20 protein-coding genes are annotated in these 19,748 nt (G+C 60.6%); 16 read left to right on the top strand and 4 right to left on the bottom strand.

The window, feature by feature from the left end; genetic code table 11:
- Window positions 1-131: 131 nt before the first annotated feature.
- The 3 genes from cysJ to ACP3TA_RS09435 all read left to right on the top strand — a co-directional run bounded on the left by cysJ (window position 132) and on the right by ACP3TA_RS09435 (window position 4,442).
- Window positions 132-1,931: an NADPH-dependent assimilatory sulfite reductase flavoprotein subunit gene (cysJ, locus tag ACP3TA_RS09425; RefSeq protein WP_033651649.1), complete on the top strand. Its 1,800-nt coding sequence runs from the start codon at window positions 132-134 to the stop codon at window positions 1,929-1,931.
- Window positions 1,931-3,646, top strand: a complete 1,716-nt coding sequence (gene cysI, locus ACP3TA_RS09430; protein ID WP_033641880.1) for an assimilatory sulfite reductase (NADPH) hemoprotein subunit — start codon at window positions 1,931-1,933, stop codon at window positions 3,644-3,646. Before cysJ ends, cysI begins: the two co-directional genes overlap by 1 nt.
- Window positions 3,647-3,707: 61 nt before the next feature.
- Window positions 3,708-4,442 carry a phosphoadenylyl-sulfate reductase gene (locus ACP3TA_RS09435; RefSeq protein WP_033641881.1) on the top strand — a complete coding sequence of 245 codons (735 nt, stop codon included), beginning with the start codon at window positions 3,708-3,710 and terminating at the stop codon, window positions 4,440-4,442.
- A gap of 55 nt (window positions 4,443-4,497) precedes the next feature.
- Here ACP3TA_RS09435 and ACP3TA_RS09440 read toward each other — a convergent pair whose 3' ends face one another.
- Window positions 4,498-5,568, bottom strand: a complete 1,071-nt coding sequence (locus tag ACP3TA_RS09440; RefSeq protein WP_042785639.1) for an aminopeptidase — start codon at window positions 5,566-5,568, stop codon at window positions 4,498-4,500.
- Window positions 5,569-5,829: 261 nt separating this feature from the next.
- Here ACP3TA_RS09440 and cysG point away from each other — a divergent pair, with 261 nt between their 5' ends.
- The 5 genes from cysG to ACP3TA_RS09465 all read left to right on the top strand — a co-directional run bounded on the left by cysG (window position 5,830) and on the right by ACP3TA_RS09465 (window position 10,669).
- Window positions 5,830-7,260 carry a siroheme synthase CysG gene (gene cysG, locus ACP3TA_RS09445; RefSeq protein ID WP_060659945.1) on the top strand — a complete coding sequence of 477 codons (1,431 nt, stop codon included), beginning with the start codon at window positions 5,830-5,832 and terminating at the stop codon, window positions 7,258-7,260.
- A 22-nt stretch (window positions 7,261-7,282) separates the two neighbouring features.
- Window positions 7,283-8,191: a sulfate adenylyltransferase subunit CysD gene (gene cysD, locus ACP3TA_RS09450; protein ID WP_033641883.1), complete on the top strand. Its 909-nt coding sequence runs from the start codon at window positions 7,283-7,285 to the stop codon at window positions 8,189-8,191.
- An 11-nt stretch (window positions 8,192-8,202) separates the two neighbouring features.
- A complete protein-coding gene (gene cysN, locus ACP3TA_RS09455; RefSeq protein ID WP_033641884.1) occupies window positions 8,203-9,630 on the top strand; it encodes a sulfate adenylyltransferase subunit CysN in 1,428 nt (475 codons plus the stop codon).
- Window positions 9,569-10,258: an adenylyl-sulfate kinase gene (gene cysC / locus ACP3TA_RS09460; RefSeq protein ID WP_079656228.1), complete on the top strand. Its 690-nt coding sequence runs from the start codon at window positions 9,569-9,571 to the stop codon at window positions 10,256-10,258. The genes cysN and cysC overlap by 62 nt, the downstream gene beginning before the upstream one ends.
- Window positions 10,259-10,342: 84 nt before the next feature.
- Window positions 10,343-10,669 (top strand): DUF3561 family protein, encoded by a 327-nt coding sequence (locus ACP3TA_RS09465; protein WP_033641885.1) that lies wholly within the window; start codon window positions 10,343-10,345, stop codon window positions 10,667-10,669.
- Between the two features lie 52 nt (window positions 10,670-10,721).
- On the opposite strand, the gene ACP3TA_RS09470 is transcribed toward ACP3TA_RS09465, so the two are convergent.
- The 3 genes from ACP3TA_RS09470 to ACP3TA_RS09480 all read right to left on the bottom strand — a co-directional run bounded on the left by ACP3TA_RS09470 (window position 10,722) and on the right by ACP3TA_RS09480 (window position 13,032).
- Window positions 10,722-11,444, bottom strand: coding sequence for an amino acid ABC transporter ATP-binding protein (locus ACP3TA_RS09470; RefSeq protein WP_042783703.1), 723 nt, complete (start codon window positions 11,442-11,444; stop codon window positions 10,722-10,724).
- Complete coding sequence (locus ACP3TA_RS09475; protein WP_042706788.1) at window positions 11,428-12,147, bottom strand: amino acid ABC transporter permease; 720 nt, start codon at window positions 12,145-12,147, stop codon at window positions 11,428-11,430. Before ACP3TA_RS09475 ends, ACP3TA_RS09470 begins: the two co-directional genes overlap by 17 nt.
- 114 nt (window positions 12,148-12,261) lie before the next feature.
- Window positions 12,262-13,032: a basic amino acid ABC transporter substrate-binding protein gene (locus tag ACP3TA_RS09480; protein ID WP_033651644.1), complete on the bottom strand. Its 771-nt coding sequence runs from the start codon at window positions 13,030-13,032 to the stop codon at window positions 12,262-12,264.
- A 403-nt stretch (window positions 13,033-13,435) separates the two neighbouring features.
- Here ACP3TA_RS09480 and ftsB point away from each other — a divergent pair, with 403 nt between their 5' ends.
- From ftsB to rpoS, 8 genes are all read left to right on the top strand, one after another.
- The gene (gene ftsB / locus ACP3TA_RS09485; RefSeq protein ID WP_016929043.1) at window positions 13,436-13,756 is read left to right on the top strand and encodes a cell division protein FtsB; all 321 of its coding nucleotides are present in this window, start codon (window positions 13,436-13,438) and stop codon (window positions 13,754-13,756) included.
- A gap of 3 nt (window positions 13,757-13,759) precedes the next feature.
- Entirely contained in the window at window positions 13,760-14,467 is a 708-nt protein-coding gene (ispD, locus tag ACP3TA_RS09490) for a 2-C-methyl-D-erythritol 4-phosphate cytidylyltransferase (RefSeq protein WP_060659944.1), read from the top strand.
- A 10-nt stretch (window positions 14,468-14,477) separates the two neighbouring features.
- Window positions 14,478-14,951 (top strand): 2-C-methyl-D-erythritol 2,4-cyclodiphosphate synthase, encoded by a 474-nt coding sequence (gene ispF, locus ACP3TA_RS09495; RefSeq protein WP_004932594.1) that lies wholly within the window; start codon window positions 14,478-14,480, stop codon window positions 14,949-14,951.
- Between the two features lie 4 nt (window positions 14,952-14,955).
- Window positions 14,956-16,002: a tRNA pseudouridine(13) synthase TruD gene (gene truD / locus ACP3TA_RS09500; RefSeq protein WP_060659943.1), complete on the top strand. Its 1,047-nt coding sequence runs from the start codon at window positions 14,956-14,958 to the stop codon at window positions 16,000-16,002.
- Window positions 15,983-16,744 carry a 5'/3'-nucleotidase SurE gene (gene surE, locus ACP3TA_RS09505; RefSeq protein WP_060659942.1) on the top strand — a complete coding sequence of 254 codons (762 nt, stop codon included), beginning with the start codon at window positions 15,983-15,985 and terminating at the stop codon, window positions 16,742-16,744. Before truD ends, surE begins: the two co-directional genes overlap by 20 nt.
- Entirely contained in the window at window positions 16,738-17,364 is a 627-nt protein-coding gene (locus tag ACP3TA_RS09510; RefSeq protein ID WP_033641890.1) for a protein-L-isoaspartate(D-aspartate) O-methyltransferase, read from the top strand. The genes surE and ACP3TA_RS09510 overlap by 7 nt, the downstream gene beginning before the upstream one ends.
- 325 nt (window positions 17,365-17,689) lie before the next feature.
- The gene (nlpD, locus tag ACP3TA_RS09515) at window positions 17,690-18,688 is read left to right on the top strand and encodes a murein hydrolase activator NlpD (RefSeq protein ID WP_033641891.1); all 999 of its coding nucleotides are present in this window, start codon (window positions 17,690-17,692) and stop codon (window positions 18,686-18,688) included.
- Window positions 18,689-18,742: 54 nt separating this feature from the next.
- A complete protein-coding gene (rpoS, locus tag ACP3TA_RS09520; RefSeq protein ID WP_019455119.1) occupies window positions 18,743-19,741 on the top strand; it encodes an RNA polymerase sigma factor RpoS in 999 nt (332 codons plus the stop codon).
- The last annotated feature ends 7 nt before the right edge of the window (window positions 19,742-19,748 follow it).

Consider the following 19,748-nt stretch of genomic DNA (forward strand, 5'->3'; position numbering starts at 1 on the left):
TTGCTATTCTGCTCGGTAACCTTACAAACTCTCCTGATCTTTTCCGCACACCCGACGCAGCGAAGAGACAGCGACTGACACTGGCGCGCGCCTGGCAGGAAAGGCGCTAAGTATAGGAAATAAGTACAGCAATGACGACTCAGGCTCCTCCAACATCTTTGCTCCCGCTGACGCCCGAACAGCTGGCACGCCTGCAGGCGACGATCGGCGACTATTCGCCGACGCAGCTGGCGTGGCTGTCCGGTTATTTTTGGGGCATGGTCAATCAACAGCCAGGAGCCGTGGCCATTGCGCCCGCCGCCCCTGCCGCCGCCGGCATCACCATCATTTCCGCTTCGCAGACCGGCAATGCGCGCCGCCTGGCGGAGCAGCTGCGCGACGATTTGCTGGCCGCCAATCTGAACGCCACGCTGATCAGCGCCGGCGACTACAAATTCAAACAGATAGCGCAAGAGCGCCTGCTGGTGATCGTCGCCTCCACGCAAGGGGAAGGCGAGCCGGCGGAAGAAGCGGTGGCGCTGCATAAATACCTGTTCTCGAAAAAGGCGCCGAAGCTGAGTGACACCGCGTTTGCGGTGTTCGGGCTGGGCGACACCTCTTATGAGAATTTCTGTCAGTCCGGTAAAGATTTCGACGCCAAGTTGGCCGAACTGGGCGCCGAGCGCCTGGTGGAGCGCGTGGATGCCGACGTGGAGTATCAGGAACTGGCCGCCGCCTGGCGCAAACAGGTGGTGTCGGTGCTGAAGGCGCGCGCGCCGGCGGAAAGCGCCGCGCCGGGCGCGTTGGCCAGCGGCGCGGTCGACCTGATCGACAGCAGCCCGTACAGCAAGGAACAACCGCTCACCGCCCAACTGGCGGTCAAGCAGAAAATTACCGGCCGCGCGTCCGATAAAGACGTGCGCCATATCGAGATCGATTTGGGCGATTCGGGCCTGCGCTACCAGCCTGGCGATGCGCTCGGCGTATGGTTCGACAACGATCCGGCGCTGGTGGACGAATTGGTGCAGCTATTGTGGCTGAAAGGCGACGAACCGGTCGAGGTGGAAGGGCAAACCCTGCCGCTGGCGCAGGCGCTGCGCAGCCATTTCGAACTGACGCAGAACACCACGCCGATCGTCGATAAATACGCCGCGCTGTCGCGCGACGAAAAGCTGATCGGTCTGTTGGCGGATAAAGCCGCGCTGCAGCAGTATGCGCACAACACGCCGATCGTCGACATGGTGCGCCAGGCGCCGGCGGATCTGAGCGCCGAACAGCTGGTCGGGCTGCTGCGTCCGCTGACGCCGCGCCTGTACTCCATCGCCTCTTCACAGGCGGAAAATGAGAACGAAGTGCACATCACCGTGGGCGTCGTGCGTTACGACATCGACGGGCGCGCTCGCAGCGGCGGCGCCTCCGGTTTCCTGGCGGACCGCCTGGAGGAGGACGGCGACGTGCGGGTGTTTATCGAGCACAACGACAACTTCCGTCTGCCGGCCAACCCGGAAACGCCGGTGATCATGATCGGCCCGGGCACCGGCATCGCGCCGTTCCGCGCCTTTATGCAGCAGCGCGACGCTGACGGCGCCGGTGGCAAAAACTGGCTGTTCTTCGGCAACCCGCACTTTACCGAAGATTTCCTGTACCAGGTTGAATGGCAGCGCTACGTGAAAGACGGCCTGCTGACCCGCATCGATCTGGCCTGGTCCCGCGACCAGCAACATAAAATATACGTACAAGACAAACTGCGCGAACAGGGCGCGGAAGTGTGGCGCTGGATTCAGGAAGGCGCGCACATTTACGTCTGCGGCGATGCCAATCGCATGGCGAAAGACGTGGAACACACATTACTGGAACTGGTGGCCGAGCACGGTGGCATGGATACCGAGCAGGCGGATGAATTTTTAAGTGAGCTGCGCCTTGAGCGCCGTTATCAGCGAGATGTTTACTGATGAGTGATAAACACCCCGGGCCTTTGGTGGTCGAAGGCAAACTGGCCGATGCGGAGCGCATGAAGAAGGAGAGCAACTTCCTGCGCGGCACCATCGCCGAAGATTTGAACGACGGCCTGACCGGCGGCTTCAACGGCGACAACTTCCTGCTGATCCGTTTTCACGGCATGTACCAGCAGGATGACCGCGACATTCGCGCCGAACGCGCCGAGCAGAAGCTGGAGCCGCGCCACGCCATGATGCTGCGTTGCCGCCTGCCGGGCGGCGTCATCAGCCCGCAGCAGTGGCTGGGCATCGACAAGTTCGCGCAGGAGAGCACGCTGTACGGCAGCATTCGCATCACCAACCGCCAGACGTTCCAGTTTCACGGCATCCTGAAAGGCAACGTCAAACCGGTGCACCAGTTGCTGAATCGCCTGGGGCTGGACGCACTGGCGACCGCCAACGACGTGAACCGCAACGTGCTGTGCACCTCCAACCCGGTGGAGTCCGAGCTGCATCAGGAAGCCTACGAGTGGGCGAAGAAGATCTCTGAACACCTGCTGCCGCGTACCCGCGCCTACGCAGAGGTATGGCTGGATCAGGAAAAGGTGGCCACCACCGACGAAGAGCCGATTCTGGGGCCGACCTACCTGCCGCGCAAATTCAAAACCACGGTGGTGATCCCGCCGCAGAACGACGTCGATCTGCACGCCAACGACATGAACTTCGTGGCGATCGCCGAAAACGGCAAGCTGGTGGGCTTCAACCTGCTGGTGGGCGGCGGGCTGTCCATTGAGCACGGCAACAAGAAAACCTACGCGCGTCAGGCCAGCGAGTTCGGCTACATTCCGCTCGAGCATACGTTGGCGGTGGCGGAAGCGGTGGTCACCACGCAGCGCGACTGGGGCAACCGCACCGACCGCAAGAACGCCAAGACCAAATACACGCTGGAGCGCGTCGGCGTGGACGTTTTCCGCGCCGAAGTGGAAAAGCGCGCCGGCATCACCTTCGCGCCGATCCGTCCGTATGAATTCACCGGCCGTGGCGATCGCATCGGTTGGGTGAAGGGCATCGACGATCAGTGGCATCTGACGCTGTTTATCGAGAACGGCCGCCTGCTGGACTATCCGGGGCGCCCGCTGAAGACCGGCATGGCGGAGATCGCCAAGATCCATAAAGGCGACTTCCGTCTGACGGCGAACCAAAACGTGATCATCGCCGGCGTGCCGGAAAGCGAGAAGGCCAAGATCGACGCCTTGGCGCGCGATCATGGCCTGATCGACGACCAGATCAGCGAGCAACGCAAGAACTCGATGGCCTGTGTGTCGTTCCCGACCTGCCCGCTGGCGATGGCGGAGGCCGAGCGCTTCCTGCCGCAGTTCGTCACCAAGGTTGAGGAGATCATGCATCGGCACGGGATGGGCGACGAGCATATCGTGCTGCGCATCACCGGCTGCCCGAACGGCTGCGGCCGCGCGCTGCTGGCGGAGCTGGGGCTGGTGGGCAAGGCGGTCGGCCGCTATAACCTGCATTTGGGCGGCAACCGCGAAGGCACGCGCATTCCGCGCATGTACCGCGAAAACATCAACGAAGACGAGATCCTGAGCGAGATTGACCTGTTGGTGGGGCGCTGGGCGAAGGAGCGTAACGCCGGCGAGGGTTTCGGCGACTTCACCGTGCGCGCGGGCATCGTCAAACCGGTGCTGGATCCGGCGCGAGATTTCTGGGAGTGAGGCCGGGCGGCCCCTGGGCAGAGGGGCCGCACAGGTAATTTCAAGTATCAGGAGAGACAACATGGCTGAATTCGATCTGGCGGCGCTGAACGCGTTGCCCAAATCCGGGCAGGCGCTGGCATTGGCGGTGGTCAACGGCCAGCTGGAGAGCCTCAGCGCCGAACAGCGCGTCGAATGGGCGCTGGAGCATCTGCCCGGCGAGTTCGTACTCTCGTCCAGTTTCGGCATTCAGGCGGCGGTGTGTCTGCACCTGGTGACGCGCATCCGGCCGGATATCCCGGTGATCCTGACCGACACCGGTTACCTGTTCCCGGAAACCTACCGCTTTATCGATCAACTGACCGACCAGCTGAAGCTGAATCTGCAGGTGTTCCGCGCCGAACAGTCTCCCGCCTGGCAAGAGGCGCGCTACGGCAAACTGTGGGAGCAGGGCGTGGAAGGGATTGAAAAATACAACCAGATCAACAAGGTCGAGCCGATGAACCGCGCGCTGGAGACGCTGGGCGCGCAGAGCTGGTTCGCCGGCCTGCGGCGCGAACAGTCCGGCAGCCGCGCCAATCTGCCGGTGCTGGCGGTGCAGCGTGGGGTGTTCAAGATCCTGCCGATCATCGACTGGGACAACCGCAAGATTTACCAGTATCTGACCGAACACGGGCTGAGCTACCACCCGTTGTGGGAGCAGGGCTACCTGTCGGTAGGCGATACCCACACCACCCAAAAGTGGGAGCCGGGCATGAGCGAGGAAGAGACGCGCTTCTTTGGCCTGAAGCGCGAGTGCGGTCTGCACGAAGGCTAAACGACGCGAATGACATCACAGGGCTCAGCAATGCTGGGCCCTGTTTTTTTACGGGCTACTTTTTCTTTTGCGCTTTCGGCGGGTGCGCCTGCGCCAGCTCTTTGATCAAGGGCAGCAGGATCTGCACGCTGTCGCGGCTGCGTTTGTCTATCCGCCCCGGCAGGTAGCGATCCAGATATTGCAGGTTGTCGTACTGCGGGCGGTGCCAGGTGATTCCCTGCGGGAAGTGCGGGCTGACGGCGCGCTGCTGGTAACCGTCCTTGTCGCCCAGCGACCAGTTGGTGGCCTCCACTGACAATACCGGGATGCCTGCGGCGTCGAACACCTCTTGATCGGAACAGCAGCCGGTGCCTTGCGGATGCTGCGCGTTGCCTGGGTTGGTGGCGGCGGCGATGCCGTAGCGGTGGGCGATATCCAGCGCGCGATCGCGGGAGCGCTTCGCCATCTGCGGCGGCGTGTTGCGCCCGGCGTTGAAGTACAGACGATCGCCGGTGATCAGGCTGTCGAGGTTGATCACCAGCACGGTGTTGCTTTTCTCTTCCGCGCTCATGCGCTGCAGGTAGTTCTGCGCGCCCAGCGAACCGATCTCTTCAGCGCTGGTGGCGACGAAGCGCAGGCCGTAGGCGGTGGGGATATCCTTCAGGCGTTCCGCCAGCTCCAGCATCACGCCGATGCCGGAGGCGTTGTCGTCGACGCCCTGCAGCGTCAGGCCGCCGAGATTGTTATCCAGATCCTCGTCGCTCTGCGGCGTATAGGTGTCGAAGTGGGCGACGATCACGACCTGTTTCGGGCTGTCGCCGTTGCGGGCGGCGATCACCGAGCTGGCGGTGACGTTATTCCAGTTCTTCTTGCCGTCTTTGCTGGTGTAGAGATAACGCGTGTTGACGCTGCGAATATCGCTTTGGTAACCCATCTTGCCGAACTGCTGCTTGAGATAGTCGGCGGTGAGCAATTCTGCCGGGCTGCCCGCCATGCGGCCGGGGAAGTAAGTGGCGATGTGGCGGGTCTGTTCGGCGGCGAAACGGCCCATTGGCGCGTCTTTTACGGGCTGTGCGGCACAAACGCTGAAGACGCCGCCGAGTGCGAGGGCCAGCAGGCTGGTCTTCAGGTAAAAACGGGAAAACATACCGAAAAATCCTTCTTTGCTATCGGCGCTGCCGATCATTTTTCTTCGGCGCCCAGTATGAGACGACGGGCGGCATTACACAATTTCCCTGTCTCTTAATTTTCGCGCGAACGCGCAAATCGCCGTCGCGATGAGCATGGTTTGCCTCCTGCGCTGCGGCCTATATTCCATAAAGGAACTAATCATTCCTTTTCGTCATTTCAGAGGCTAAATCTCAGCCCGTATAGTCACACTATCTTTCTGTTATATGAAAAGGCTGTTGTGGACTATCTACCAATATTCGCCGACCTGAAACAACGTCCGGTGCTGGTCGTTGGCGGTGGGGACGTGGCGGCGCGCAAAGTCTCCCTGCTTCAGCGCGCCGGGGCTGAAATACGGATAGTTGCGCAGTCGCTCTCACCGGAACTGGAACAACAACGTCAGCAAGGGCGGGTGCTCTGGCTGGGGAAAACCTTTGATCCGCAGCAGCTGGACGACGTGTTTCTGGCGATCGCCGCCACGGACGACAATGCGCTGAACGCCGCGGTGTTCGCCGAGGCGGATAAACGCCGGGTGCTGGCCAACGTGGTGGACGATCAGCCGCGCTGTTCGTTCATCTTCCCGTCGATCATCGATCGCTCGCCGCTGGTGGTGGCCGTATCGTCCAGCGGCCAGGCGCCGGTGCTGGCGCGGTTGCTGCGCGAAAAGCTGGAGGCGTTGCTGCCCGCCAGTTTGGGGCTGATGGCGCAGGTGGCGGGCCGCTGGCGTGGCCAGGTCAAACAGCGGTTGGCTTCGATCGGCGAACGTCGCCGTTTCTGGGAAAACACCTTCGGCGGCCGTTTCGCCACGCTGGTGGCCAACGGCCAGACGGCGCAGGCGGAACGCCAGCTGGAGCAGGATTTACACCGCTTCGCCACAGGCGATGAGGGCACCCAGGGCGAGATAGCGTTGGTGGGCGCCGGGCCGGGCGACGTGGGGCTGTTGACCCTGCGCGGGCTGCAGGTGATGCAGCAGGCGGACGTGGTGCTGTATGACCATCTGGTCAGCGGCGAAATCCTCGATCTGGTGCGCCGCGACGCCGAGCGCATCTGCGTGGGCAAGCGCGCCGGCGCGCACTCGGTGATCCAGGAAGAGACCAATAGGCTGCTGGTGGAACTGGCGCAGCAGGGCAAGCGCGTGGTGCGCCTCAAGGGGGGCGATCCGTTCATCTTCGGCCGCGGCGGCGAAGAGCTGCAGGTGGCCGCCGCCGCCGGCATTCCGTTCCAGGTGGTGCCGGGCGTCACGGCCGCCGCGGGGGCGACCGCCTACGCAGGCATTCCGCTGACGCACCGCGACCACGCGCAGAGCGTGACCTTTATCACCGGCCACTGCCGCCCCGACGGCGATGGCTTGGACTGGGCCGATCTGGCCCGGGCGCGGCAGACGCTGGCTATCTACATGGGCACCATGAAGGCGGCGGACATCAGCCAGCGCCTGATCGCCCACGGTCGCGACGCCTCGACGCCGGTGGCGGTGATCAGCCGCGGCACGCGCGCCGATCAGCAGGTGCAGATCGGCACGCTGGAACAACTGGAATATCTGGCCCAACGGGCGCCGTTGCCGGCGCTGCTGGTGATCGGCGAAGTGGTGGAACTGCACCACCAAATCGCCTGGTTCGGGCATCAATCGCAGACGGAAGGGGCCGCGCGCCCGGCCGTCGTGAATTTGGCATAGGCAAGGCTTTTAAGGACCTGTTATGGACGAAAAACGACTCACTCATTTGCGGCAATTGGAGGCGGAGAGTATCCATATCATCCGTGAAGTCGCCGCTGAATTCGCCAACCCGGTGATGCTGTATTCCATCGGCAAAGACTCTTCCGTGATGCTGCATCTGGCGCGTAAGGCGTTCTTCCCCGGCACGCTGCCATTCCCGCTGCTGCACGTCGATACCGGCTGGAAATTCCGCGAAATGTACGAATTCCGCGATCGCACCGCGAAGGAGTACGGCTTCGAGCTGCTGGTGCATAAAAACCCTGAAGGGGTGGCGATGGGCATCAACCCGTTCGTGCACGGCAGCGCCAAGCATACCGACATCATGAAAACCGAGGGCCTGAAGCAGGCGTTGAACAAGTACGGTTTCGACGCCGCCTTCGGCGGTGCGCGGCGCGACGAGGAGAAATCGCGCGCCAAAGAGCGCATCTATTCGTTCCGCGATCGCTTCCACCGCTGGGATCCGAAAAACCAGCGGCCGGAGCTGTGGCACAACTACAACGGCCAGATCAACAAAGGGGAGAGCATCCGCGTCTTCCCGCTGTCGAACTGGACCGAGCTGGATATCTGGCAGTACATCTTCCTGGAAAACATCGACATCGTGCCGCTGTATCTGGCGAAACCGCGCCCGGTGGTGGAGCGCGACGGCATGCTGATGATGGTGGACGACGATCGCATCGATCTGCAGCCGGGTGAAGTGATCAGCCAGCGCATGGTGCGTTTCCGCACCCTCGGGTGCTGGCCGCTGACCGGCGCGGTGGACTCGCAGGCGCAAACCCTGCCGGAGATCATCGAAGAAATGTTGGTCTCCACCACCAGTGAACGCCAGGGGCGGATGATCGATCGCGATCAGTCCGGCTCGATGGAGCTGAAAAAGCGTCAAGGGTATTTCTAAGGAGCCGCCGGATGAACAACGCAATTGCACAACAAATCGCTGACCAGGGCGGCGTCGAGTCCTATCTGCACGCGCAGCAGCACAAGAGCCTGCTGCGTTTTCTGACCTGCGGCAGCGTCGACGACGGCAAAAGCACCCTGATCGGCCGCCTGTTGCACGATACCCGCCAGATCTACGAGGATCAGCTGTCGACGCTGCACAGCGACAGCAAACGCATCGGCACCCAGGGCGAGAAGCTCGATCTGGCGCTGCTGGTGGACGGTCTGCAGGCCGAGCGCGAGCAGGGCATCACCATCGATGTGGCCTATCGCTACTTCTCGACCGAAAAACGCAAGTTTATCATCGCCGATACCCCGGGGCATGAGCAGTACACCCGCAACATGGCCACCGGTGCCTCTACCTGCGATCTGGCGATCCTGCTGATCGACGCGCGTAAAGGGGTGCTGGATCAGACTCGCCGCCACAGCTTTATCGCTACCCTGCTGGGCATTCGCCATCTGGTGGTCGCGGTAAACAAAATGGATCTGGTGGACTATCAGGAAGCGGTGTTCGAGCAGTTCAAACAGGATTACCTGACCTTCGCCCAGCAGCTGCCAGGCGATCTGGACATCAAGTTTGTGCCGCTGTCGGCGCTGGACGGCGACAACGTGGCGAGCGAAAGCGCCCATATGCCGTGGTACAGCGGCCCGACGCTGCTGGAAGTGCTGGAGAGCGTTGACGTGGTCAGCGAGCGAGAAAACCAGCCGCTGCGCTTCCCGGTGCAGTACGTCAACCGCCCGAACCTCGATTTTCGCGGCTATGCCGGCACGCTGTCCGCCGGCGTGGTGCGTGTGGGGCAACGCATCAAAGTGCTGCCTTCCGGCGTGGAGTCCAGCGTGGCGCGCATCGTGACCTTCGACGGCGATCTGCCTGAGGCGGTGCCGGGCGAAGCGATTACGCTGGTGCTGAAGGATGAAGTGGACATCAGCCGGGGCGATCTGCTGGTCGACGCCGGCGAAAGTCTGCAGGCGGCGCAGAGCGCGCTGGTAGACGTGGTATGGATGGCCGAGCAGCCGCTGGTGCCGGGCCAGAGCTACGACATCAAGATCGCCGGTAAAAAGACCCGCGCGCGCGTGGAGAGCATCCGTCATCAGGTGGAGATCAATACGCTGGCGCAGCATCCGGCCGACACGTTGCCGCTCAACGGCATCGGATTGGTGGAGCTGACCTTCGACGAACCGCTGGTGCTGGACAGCTACCAGAGCAATCACGACACCGGCGGGCTGATCTTCATCGATCGCATGAGCAACGTCACGGTGGGCGCCGGGCTGGTGCGTGAAACGCTGCAGGCCGCATCGGCGGCGCGCGGCGAATTCAGCGCCTTCGAGCTGGAGCTGAATGCGCTGGTGCGCAAGCACTTCCCGCACTGGGGCGCGCGCGATCTGCTCGGTGGCCGATAAGGTGGCCGCTGAACTGAGGGCGACCGGGCCGGACGATGAGAACGTGGTTTGGCATCCGCACGCGGTGACGCGCGCGGATCGCGAAGCGCGCAACGGCCATCGCGGCGCGGTGCTGTGGTTTACCGGGCTGTCCGGTTCGGGCAAATCCACCGTCGCCGGCGCGCTGGAGCAGGCGCTGCATGGGCTCGGCGTCAGCACCTACCTGCTGGACGGCGATAATGTGCGCCACGGCCTGTGCCGCGATCTCGGCTTCTCCGACGAGGATCGGCGCGAGAACATTCGCCGGGTGGGGGAAGTGGCCAAGCTGATGGTGGACGCCGGGCTGGTGGTGCTGACCGCATTCATTTCGCCGCACCGCGCCGAACGGCAGATGGTGCGTGAGATGCTCGGCGACGATCGCTTTATCGAGGTGTTTGTCGATACGCCGTTGGCGATCTGCGAGGCGCGCGATCCGAAGGGATTGTATAAGAAAGCGCGCGCCGGCGAGCTGCGCAATTTCACCGGTATCGACGCGGTTTACGAGGCGCCGCAGCAGCCGGAAATCCACCTTGATGGCCAACAATTGGTAACAAATTTGATTGCGCAATTGTTAGACGTGTTGCGTGGTCAGGCTATTATCAAACCCTGAATTCAAAAAAAGCGTGTGGCGTTTTTCGCCATGCGCTTTTTACTCTAAGCCGCCGCAGAGCGAGCCGAATAACCAGGGATCACTATGCAAAATGTCACGCCTATCTTGATCGACTCCAAGCAGTCAAAACAGGAGAAAGAGGAGCCTTCTTATTCTTTCCTGGGCGGCGTCAGCGGCTTTGTTTTCTACTGGCTGGCGTTCGCGTTGCCGTTTTTGGTTTACGGTTCCAACACGCTGTTTTTCCTGCTTTATACCTGGCCATTCTTCCTGGCGCTAATGCCGTTGTCGGTGCTGATCGGCATCACCCTCAGCATGCTGCTGCGCGGCCGTCTGATCTTGACGCTGCTGCTGACCGGCGCCGTTGTGCTGTGCCTGTTCTGGCTGGTGTTCAGCTTCCTGACCGGGTGGTGAGAGAGTGGGCGCCGAGACCGGCGCCCGCAGGATTGCAAAGCCGTGCCGAAGGTTACAAAACTTTGCTCAAAAATGCCTGAGTGCGCGGATTGGACGGGTGACTGAAGATCTGCTGCGGCTGCCCCTCTTCCTGAATGATCCCCTGATCGATAAACAGTACCCGGTCGGCCACCTCGCGGGCAAAGCCCATCTCATGCGTGACGACCACCATGGTCATGCCCTCATGGGCCAGCGATTTCATCACCGCCAACACTTCGCCCACCAGCTCCGGATCGAGCGCAGAGGTCGGTTCGTCGAACAGCATGATTTTCGGCTCCATCGCCAGCGCGCGGGCGATCGCTACCCGCTGCTGCTGGCCGCCGGACAGGCTGTTGGGATAGGCGTCGATTTTGTCGAGCAGGCCGACCTTGCGCAGCAGCTGTTCCGCTTGCGCGATGGCTTCGGCGCGCGGCAGTTTTTTCACGCTTACCGGCGCCATGATGATGTTTTCCAACACCGTCATGTGCGGGAACAGGTTAAAGCGCTGGAACACCATGCCCACGCTTTCACGCATCTTGTTCAGGTCGGTTTTCTGATCGTGGACGGCGAAGCCATTCACCTCTATCTCGCCGCCGGAGAGCGTTTCCAGCGCGTTGATGCAGCGCAGGAAGGTGCTTTTACCGGAGCCGGAGGGGCCGATGACGCACACCACTTCGTTGGCGGCGATCCGGCAGGAAATGCCGCGCAGCACGTGGCTTTCACCGAACTGTTTTTGCAGGTTATGTACGCGAATCACTTTTACCGAACCTCTTTTCCATGTGTTGCACCAGCAGCGAGAGCAGGAAGGTGATGACCCAATAGACCAGCGAAATGGTCAGGTAGGGCTCCCAATAGGTGGCGTAGGCGCCGGAGACGGTGCGGGCGGCATAGGCCAGATCCGCCAGGCCGATGGCGGAGGCCAGCGACGAATCCTTGACGATGGCGATGGCGTTGTTGCCCAGCGGCGGCAGCATGCGCCGGAAGGCTTGCGGCAAGATAACCTGGCGCATGGTCTTGCCGTAGCTCATGCCCAACGAGCGCGATGCTTCCATCTGGCCGCGGTCGATCGATTGGATCCCGGCGCGGAAGATCTCCGACACATAGGCGCCGGCGTTGAGCGTGATCGCCACCACGCAGGAGAGAAAGGCGCCGTAGTCGGCGCGCAGCGCGCGGGCGAAGTCGACGCTCATCAGGCCGCTGGTGACCAGCAGGCCGTCGCGCGGGTTGATGAACAGCGGCACCAGCGCAAAGTGCACCACCATGATCTGCACGAACAGCGGGGTGCCGCGAAAGGCGCTGATGTAGATACGTACCGGCCACTGAACGCCGTAATGCAGGATGGGTTTCCAGATGCCGTGCGGCGCCTGCGCCAAGCGCCCCAGACCGAGGATCAATCCCCAGGTGGTGCCCAGCAGCACGCAGATAATGGTGCATTTGATGGTCATCCAGGCACCTTCCATAAACAGCGGCGCGTATTCCTGGATGATCTCCCAGCGGAAGTTCAAAGGGTATTCCTTCTTGGTATGCTGAAACGGTGGCGCGCCGACGGCCTTGCGGGCGCCGGCGGCAGGGCATTATTCCGCCGGCAACGTCGGTACGTTGCTGTCGAACCAGGCTTGGTAGATCTTGGCGTAGGTGCCGTCGGCGATGATTTTCTTCAGGCCGGCGTTGATTTTGTTGCGCAGCTCATCGTTGCCTTTGGCGACGGCGATGCCGAAATACTGACGTTCGAACTTGGCGTCGGGCACCAGCTTGAAGGCTTTCTCAGGGTGGGTTTTGATGTAGAACTTGGCCACGCCGACGTCGCCGACCGCCGCGCCGATGCCGTCTTCATACAGCTCTTGCAGCATCAGCGGGGTATTGTCGAAGCGTTTGATGGCGGTGCTGTTTTTGCCCAGCGCGTCGGACACCACGATGTCGCCGGTGCTGGAGTTCACCACGCCGACCTTCAGCGCTTTCAACGCGGCAATGGAGTCTACCTTCGAGTCTTGCGGCACCACGATGGCCTGCTCTGCCGGGAAGTAAGGCGCAGAGAAATCAACCATTTGTTTGCGTTTATCGGTGATGGTGATGCCGGAGATGATGATATCGCGATCGCCGGAATTCAGCGTGGCGAAGATCCCTTCCCACGGCGTATTGATCAGTTTTATCTGGAAACCTTCGGCCTTGGCTACCGCTTTGATAATGTCGATGTCGAAACCTTCCAGCTGCTTTTGGCTGTTTTCAAACTCGAACGGCCGATAGGTGCCGCCGGAGCCGACGACGTAGGTAGGTTCAGCCGCCAGCGCGGCGGTGGAGAAGGTGGCGGCCAGGCAGGCGCCGATCAGAACTAAACGTTTTAACATCGCGATCCCCGATAATGAATGGTTATATATTGGAATTATTTATGCACTATGAGTGCATAAAAATAAGCTTCAATGAATGAAAGTGCAACCACTGCATGAGGATTATTCTTTCTATGGTGTTAAATATTCACTTCTTGCTTTGCCTTGGCGTAAGCGACGGGTCAGGATGCGATGGTGCAGTGATTCTTGCTGCATAATGGGGGAAGGGCAGTGTGTGTATCAGCGGAAAACGCGGCGCGCGCGCCGGACTAAAGCGGCTTTTTTTGCCGCTTTCGCAGCGGAATTAGGCGCTGAACATGGGAATCCTTCATCCGTATTCTGAATTTGGCGTTGAAATGCCGCTCTCAGTGTGGAGTCCAACGAGAAGTTGTGGGATGATTGGTCGGTTTTTCAGGGGGCGGAGATGGGAAAACTTACGCTGCTATTGCTGGCATTGCTCGGTTGGTTACAGTATTCACTGTGGCTGGGCAAAAATGGTATTCACGATTACGTGCGGGTCAATGAAGACGTTGCGGTCCAACAGGGCAACAACGCGAAGTTGAAAGCGCGTAACGATCAGCTGTTTGCCGAAATCGATGATTTGAACGGCGGTCAGGAAGCGATCGAAGAGCGAGCGCGTAATGAGCTGGGCATGATCAAGCCCGGTGAGACTTTCTATCGTCTGGTTCCTGACCAATCCAGACGCAACGCGGCGTCTTCCTCGCAAAATAACGCACAAAAATAACGCATGAATCACTCCGCAGGCACCTTTCCCTCGGTGATTGCCGTCCTGCCCGCTGCCGGTATCGGCAGCCGCATGCAGGCGGAATGCCCGAAGCAATATTTAACCATCGGCCGGCACAGCATCGTCGAACACGCTATCCATGCCCTGTTGCGTCACCCGCGCATTGAACGGGTGATCGTGGCGATCGGCCCGGAAGATCGTCAGTTCGAACGGCTGCCCATCGCTCAGGATCCGCGGGTGACCGTCACCGAGGGCGGCAAACAGCGCGCCGATTCGGTGATGGCCGGGCTGAAGCTCGCGGGTGATGCGGACTGGGTGCTGGTGCACGACGCCGCGCGCCCCTGCCTGTACGCCGACGATCTCGAGCGTCTGCTGGCGATCACCGCACACAGCAAGGTGGGCGGCATTCTCGCCGCGCCGGTGCGCGACACCATGAAGCGCGCCGAACCTGGCCGCGACACCATCGCCCACACCGTTGAACGACAGGATCTGTGGCATGCGCTGACGCCGCAGCTGTTTCCGCTGCCGCTGCTCAAGCAGTGCCTGCAGCGCGCGCTGGATGAAGGCGCAAACGTCACCGACGAAGCCTCGGCGCTGGAGCATTGCGGTTATCATCCGCTGCTGATCGCCGGCCGGGCGGATAACATTAAAGTAACGCGGCCGGAGGATTTGGCGCTGGCGGCGTTCTATTTGACTCAGTTGGACAATTAAGGAGCGCACCATGCGTATCGGTCACGGTTTTGACGTACATAAATTCGGCGGCGAAGGCCCGTTGGTGATCGGCGGTGTTCGCATCCCTTACGACAAAGGCTTGTTGGCCCACTCCGACGGCGACGTTGCGCTGCACGCCGCGACCGACGCCTTGCTGGGCGCGGCGGCGCTGGGCGATATCGGCAAGCTGTTCCCCGATACCGATCCGGCCTTCAAGGGCGCGGACAGCCGCGAGCTGCTGCGCGAAGCCTGGAAGCGCATCCGCGCCAAAGGGTACCGCCTCGGCAACCTCGACATCACGATTATTGCCCAGGCGCCGAAAATGGCGCCGCACATCCCGCAGATGCGCGTCTTCCTGGCGGAAGATCTGCAGTGCCATATGGATGACGTCAACGTGAAGGCCACGACCACCGAGCAGCTCGGCTTCACCGGGCGCGGCGAGGGCATCGCCTGCGAAGCGGTCGCCTTGCTGATCAAGGAATAACCGCATGGATATGGCGAATCTGACCTGGCTGCATGGCCAGCCGCAGAGCACCGGGGTGTTGAAAGCCAATCCGGAAGACTTCGTGGTGGTGGAAGACCTGGGCTTTGCGCCGGACGGCGAAGGCGAGCATGTGCTGGTGAACATCCGTAAAAACGGCTGCAATACCCAGTTCGTGGCCGACTATCTGGCGCGCTTCGCCGGTATTCACGCCCGTTCCGTCAGCTATGCGGGCTTGAAGGATCGCCACGCGGTGACCGAACAGTGGTTCTGCCTGCATATGCCGGGCAAAGACACGCCGGATTTCTCACAGTTTGCGCTGGAAGGCTGCGAGGTGCTCTCGTTCGCCCGCCACCTGCGCAAAATGCGCATCGGCAATCTGAAGGGCAACCACTTTACGCTGGTGCTGCGCCAGATTTCCGATCGTCAGGACGTTGAGCGCCGCCTGCAGGCTATCGCCGCGCAGGGCGTGCCAAACTATTTCGGCAGCCAACGCTTCGGCCGCGGCGGCAACAATCTGGTGATGGCACGCCGCTGGGCGAACGACGAAATCCGCGTTAAAGAGCGCAGCAAGCGCAGCTTCTACCTTTCCGCCAGCCGCAGTGCGCTGTTCAATCTGATAGCCGGCCGGCGCCTGGCCGACGGCCTGCAGCGCACCGTGCTGGAAGGGGATGCCCTGCAGTTGAGCGGCCGCGGTAGCTGGTTCGTCGCCAAAGCCGATGAGCTGGAGACGTTGCAACAGCGGCTGGATGCCGGCGAGCTGGCGATCACGGCCTCCTTGCCGGGCGACGGAGAGCCAGGCACCGCCAGCCAAGCCTTGGCTTTTGAACAACAATGCTTGGCGGAACAACCGGAATTGCTTACGCTTTTAAAGCGCGAGCGTGTCGAACCCGCTCGCCGGGCCCTGCTGTTGCAGCCGCAAAATTTGCAGTGGAACTGGTGGGATGACGTTACCGTGGAACTGCGCTTCTGGTTGCCGGCAGGCAGCTTTGCTACCAGCGTGGTTCGCGAAATCATGCAGCAGGATAACAGTGATGCGGATATTGCTGAGTAACGATGACGGCGTCAGCGCCCCGGGCATTCAGGTGCTGGCGGCGGCGCTGCGGGAGTTTGCCGAGGTGCAGGTCGTGGCGCCGGATCGTAACCGCAGCGGTTCTTCCAATGCCCTGACGCTGGAGTCGCCGCTGCGCACGCAGACGCTGGCCAACGGCGATATCGCGGTGCTGCAGGGGACGCCGACCGACTGCGTTTATCTTGGCGTCAACGCATTGATGCGCCCTGCGCCGGATATAGTGGTCTCCGGCATTAACGCCGGACCGAATTTAGGCGATGACGTCATCTATTCCGGCACCGTCGCGGCGGCGATGGAGGGCCGGCACCTGGGGCTGCCCGCGCTGGCGGTGTCGCTGAACGGTCACCAACACTACGCGACTGCAGCGGCCATTACCTGCCGCATCTTGCGTGCGCTGCAACGTGAACCGTTACGCACCGGAAAAATCCTGAATATCAACGTGCCGGATTTGCCGCTGGTGGAGATCAAAGGCCTGCGCGTCACTCGCTGTGGCAGCCGCCATCCCGCCGATAAGGTCTTCTGCCAGCAGGATCCGCGTGGACAAAATCTCTACTGGATCGGGCCGCCTGGTGATAAATTTGATGTCGGGCCGGATACCGACTTTGCGGCGGTGGAACAAGGCTATGTGGCGATCACGCCGCTACAGGTGGATCTGACCGCCTACGCGGCGCAGGAAGTCGTGAAAACATGGTTAACCAAGGCAGAGGTTAGCGGGGAATGGTGAACAAGCGTATGCAAACATTGCTGACGCAGCTGCGTCAGCAAGGGATCCGGGACGAAAAGCTGCTGCGAGCGATCGAAGCGGTGCCGCGCGAGCGTTTTGTCGACGAAGCGCTTGATCACAAAGCCTACGAAAACACTGCATTACCGATCGGTTCCGGTCAGACCATTTCTCAGCCCTATATGGTGGCGCGGATGACCGAGCTGCTGAATCTGAAGCCTACTTCACGGGTGCTTGAGATCGGCACCGGTTCCGGTTATCAAACCGCCATCCTGGCGCATCTGGTGCAACACGTTTGTTCCGTCGAGCGCATCAAGGGGCTGCAGTGGCAGGCCAAGCGCCGCCTGAAGCAGCTCGACCTTCATAATGTTTCCACTCGCCACGGCGACGGCTGGCAGGGCTGGGCGTCGCGCGGCCCGTTCGATGCGATCATCGTCACTGCCGCGCCGCCGGAGATCCCGCAGGCGCTGGTTGAGCAGTTGGACGACGGCGGCATTTTGGTGTTGCCGGTGGGCGAGCATGCCCAAACCCTCAAACGCATTCAGCGCCATGGCAACGATTTCGTGGTCGACGCGGTAGAGGCGGTGCGCTTTGTGCCGCTGGTGAAAGGCGAATTGGCCTAGCGATTGTCTGATTTTTCGACCGTCTGAAAAATCTGTTGCACTTTCATCACGTGCGGATAAGGTTTTCTCGTTCCAATCAGGCTAATTTTCACTAGAATTGGCCTTTCTACGTAGTTGTCTTATGGTGCGGTGACGCCAATGTGGTTAGCATTGGCGCGCGTTTTGATGCTCCGGCGGGAGATGACCTGGCGTTCAGGGATCGGCCGGCGGCGCCTTTACATCGCAGAAACTGGGAAGTGGCAAAAGCTCGGCTACGATGTAAAGGGTATTTTGGATATATCACTGATATTGCTGTCATGGGGGAAGCATGAGCACGGGAAGCCCAATGATTACGTTACGCCGGGTTGCGGTGTGTACGATGGTAAGTTTGTGGTTGGCGGGTTGTACAAACACGGCCTCGACGTCAGCCCCTATCAGCAGCGTGGGCGGCGGCGGCGCCGTTCCATCCGGCAATAATAATGGCGGAGCGCAGCAGGCCAGCCCAGAGGGCCGCATTGTCTATAACCGCAGTTATAACGCTATCCCTAAAGGGAGCTACAGCGGCGGCGACACCTATACGGTCAAGCGCGGTGATACGCTGTTTTACATCGCCTGGATCACCGGCAACGATTTCCGCGACCTGGCGCAGCGCAACAATATTCCCGAGCCTTACAGCCTGAATGTTGGCCAAACCATTCAACTTGGTAATGGTTCTGCCAATGGTGGCGGCGGTATGCTGGCGACGACTGACGCGACCAAAGGCGGTGTTCCGAAGCCACCTTCCAGCACCCAGATCCAGACGGCAACGGTTGATTCTCAATCAACTAACGCGTATTCTGAAAACTCGGGTAAACAGAATGTAGGTAAGATGTTACCTGCAGCGGGCGCCGCAGCGGTTGGGACCGCGACTGCGCCTGTTACCGCACCGGAAGCCGCTCCACCAGTGAGCAGCACCGTCAGCAACAGCGCTCCGGTCAGTACCTGGAGATGGCCGACTGACGGCAAGATTATTGATAACTTTTCCTCATCAGAAGGTGGGAATAAGGGCGTCGATATCGCCGGTTCCCGTGGGCAGCCTATCTTCGCTACCGCCGATGGTCGCGTAGTGTATGCAGGCAACGCTTTACGGGGTTACGGTAATCTAATCATCATCAAACATAATGATGATTACCTGAGCGCCTACGCTCATAACGACACAATGCTGGTCCGGGAACAACAAGAAGTGAAGGCGGGTCAAAAAATAGCCACCATGGGTAGCTCCGGTACCAGTTCAGTACGTTTGCATTTTGAAATTCGTTACAAGGGGAAATCCGTAAACCCGCTGCGTTATCTTCCGCAGCGATAGATTGGGCAGAATACGCTGAGATTCTGCTCGCGGTATCACGGGTAGGAGCAGCATATGAGCCAAAATACGCTGAAAGTTAACGAGTTACATGATGATGCGGATTTCGACGAGAATGGAGCTGAGGCTGAGTCGTTTGATGAAAAAGCGCTGGTAGAAGAAGAGGCCAGCGAGAACGATTTAGCGGAAGAAGAGCTGTTGTCTCAAGGCGTTACGCAACGCGTATTGGATGCGACGCAGCTCTATCTGGGTGAGATCGGTTATTCACCTCTGTTGACCGCAGAGGAAGAGGTCTATTTTGCGCGGCGTGCTCTGCGCGGTGACGTGCCGTCCCGCCGTCGCATGATTGAAAGCAACCTGCGGCTGGTGGTGAAAATCGCCCGCCGCTACAGCAACCGCGGTCTGGCGCTGCTGGATCTGATCGAAGAGGGTAACCTCGGTCTGATCCGCGCGGTGGAAAAATTCGACCCGGAACGCGGTTTCCGTTTCTCCACTTACGCAACTTGGTGGATCCGTCAGACGATTGAACGGGCGATCATGAACCAAACCCGCACCATTCGTTTGCCTATCCATATCGTCAAAGAACTGAATGTTTATCTGCGCACCGCGCGCGAGCTTTCCCATAAACTGGATCATGAACCGAGCGCTGAAGAGATTGCCGAGCAACTCGACAAGCCGGTGGATGACGTCAGCCGCATGCTGCGCCTGAATGAGCGCATCACCTCGGTGGATACGCCGCTGGGCGGGGATTCGGAGAAAGCGCTGCTGGACATTCTGGCCGACGAGAAGGACAACGGGCCTGAAGACACTACGCAAGACGACGATATGAAGCAAAGCATCGTCAAATGGCTGTTCGAACTGAACGCCAAACAGCGTGAAGTGTTGGCGCGTCGTTTCGGCCTGCTGGGCTATGAAGCGGCGACGCTGGAAGACGTGGGCCGGGAGATTGGCCTGACGCGTGAACGCGTCCGTCAGATTCAGGTTGAAGGTCTGCGTCGCCTGCGTGAGATTCTGCAGATGCAGGGCCTGAGCATTGAGGCGCTGTTCCGCGAATAACGCCGGT

Origin of the sequence: Serratia sp. 2C06, from assembly GCF_050037615.1 — a bacterium.
Classification (GTDB): Bacteria; Pseudomonadota; Gammaproteobacteria; order Enterobacterales; family Enterobacteriaceae; genus Serratia; species Serratia ureilytica.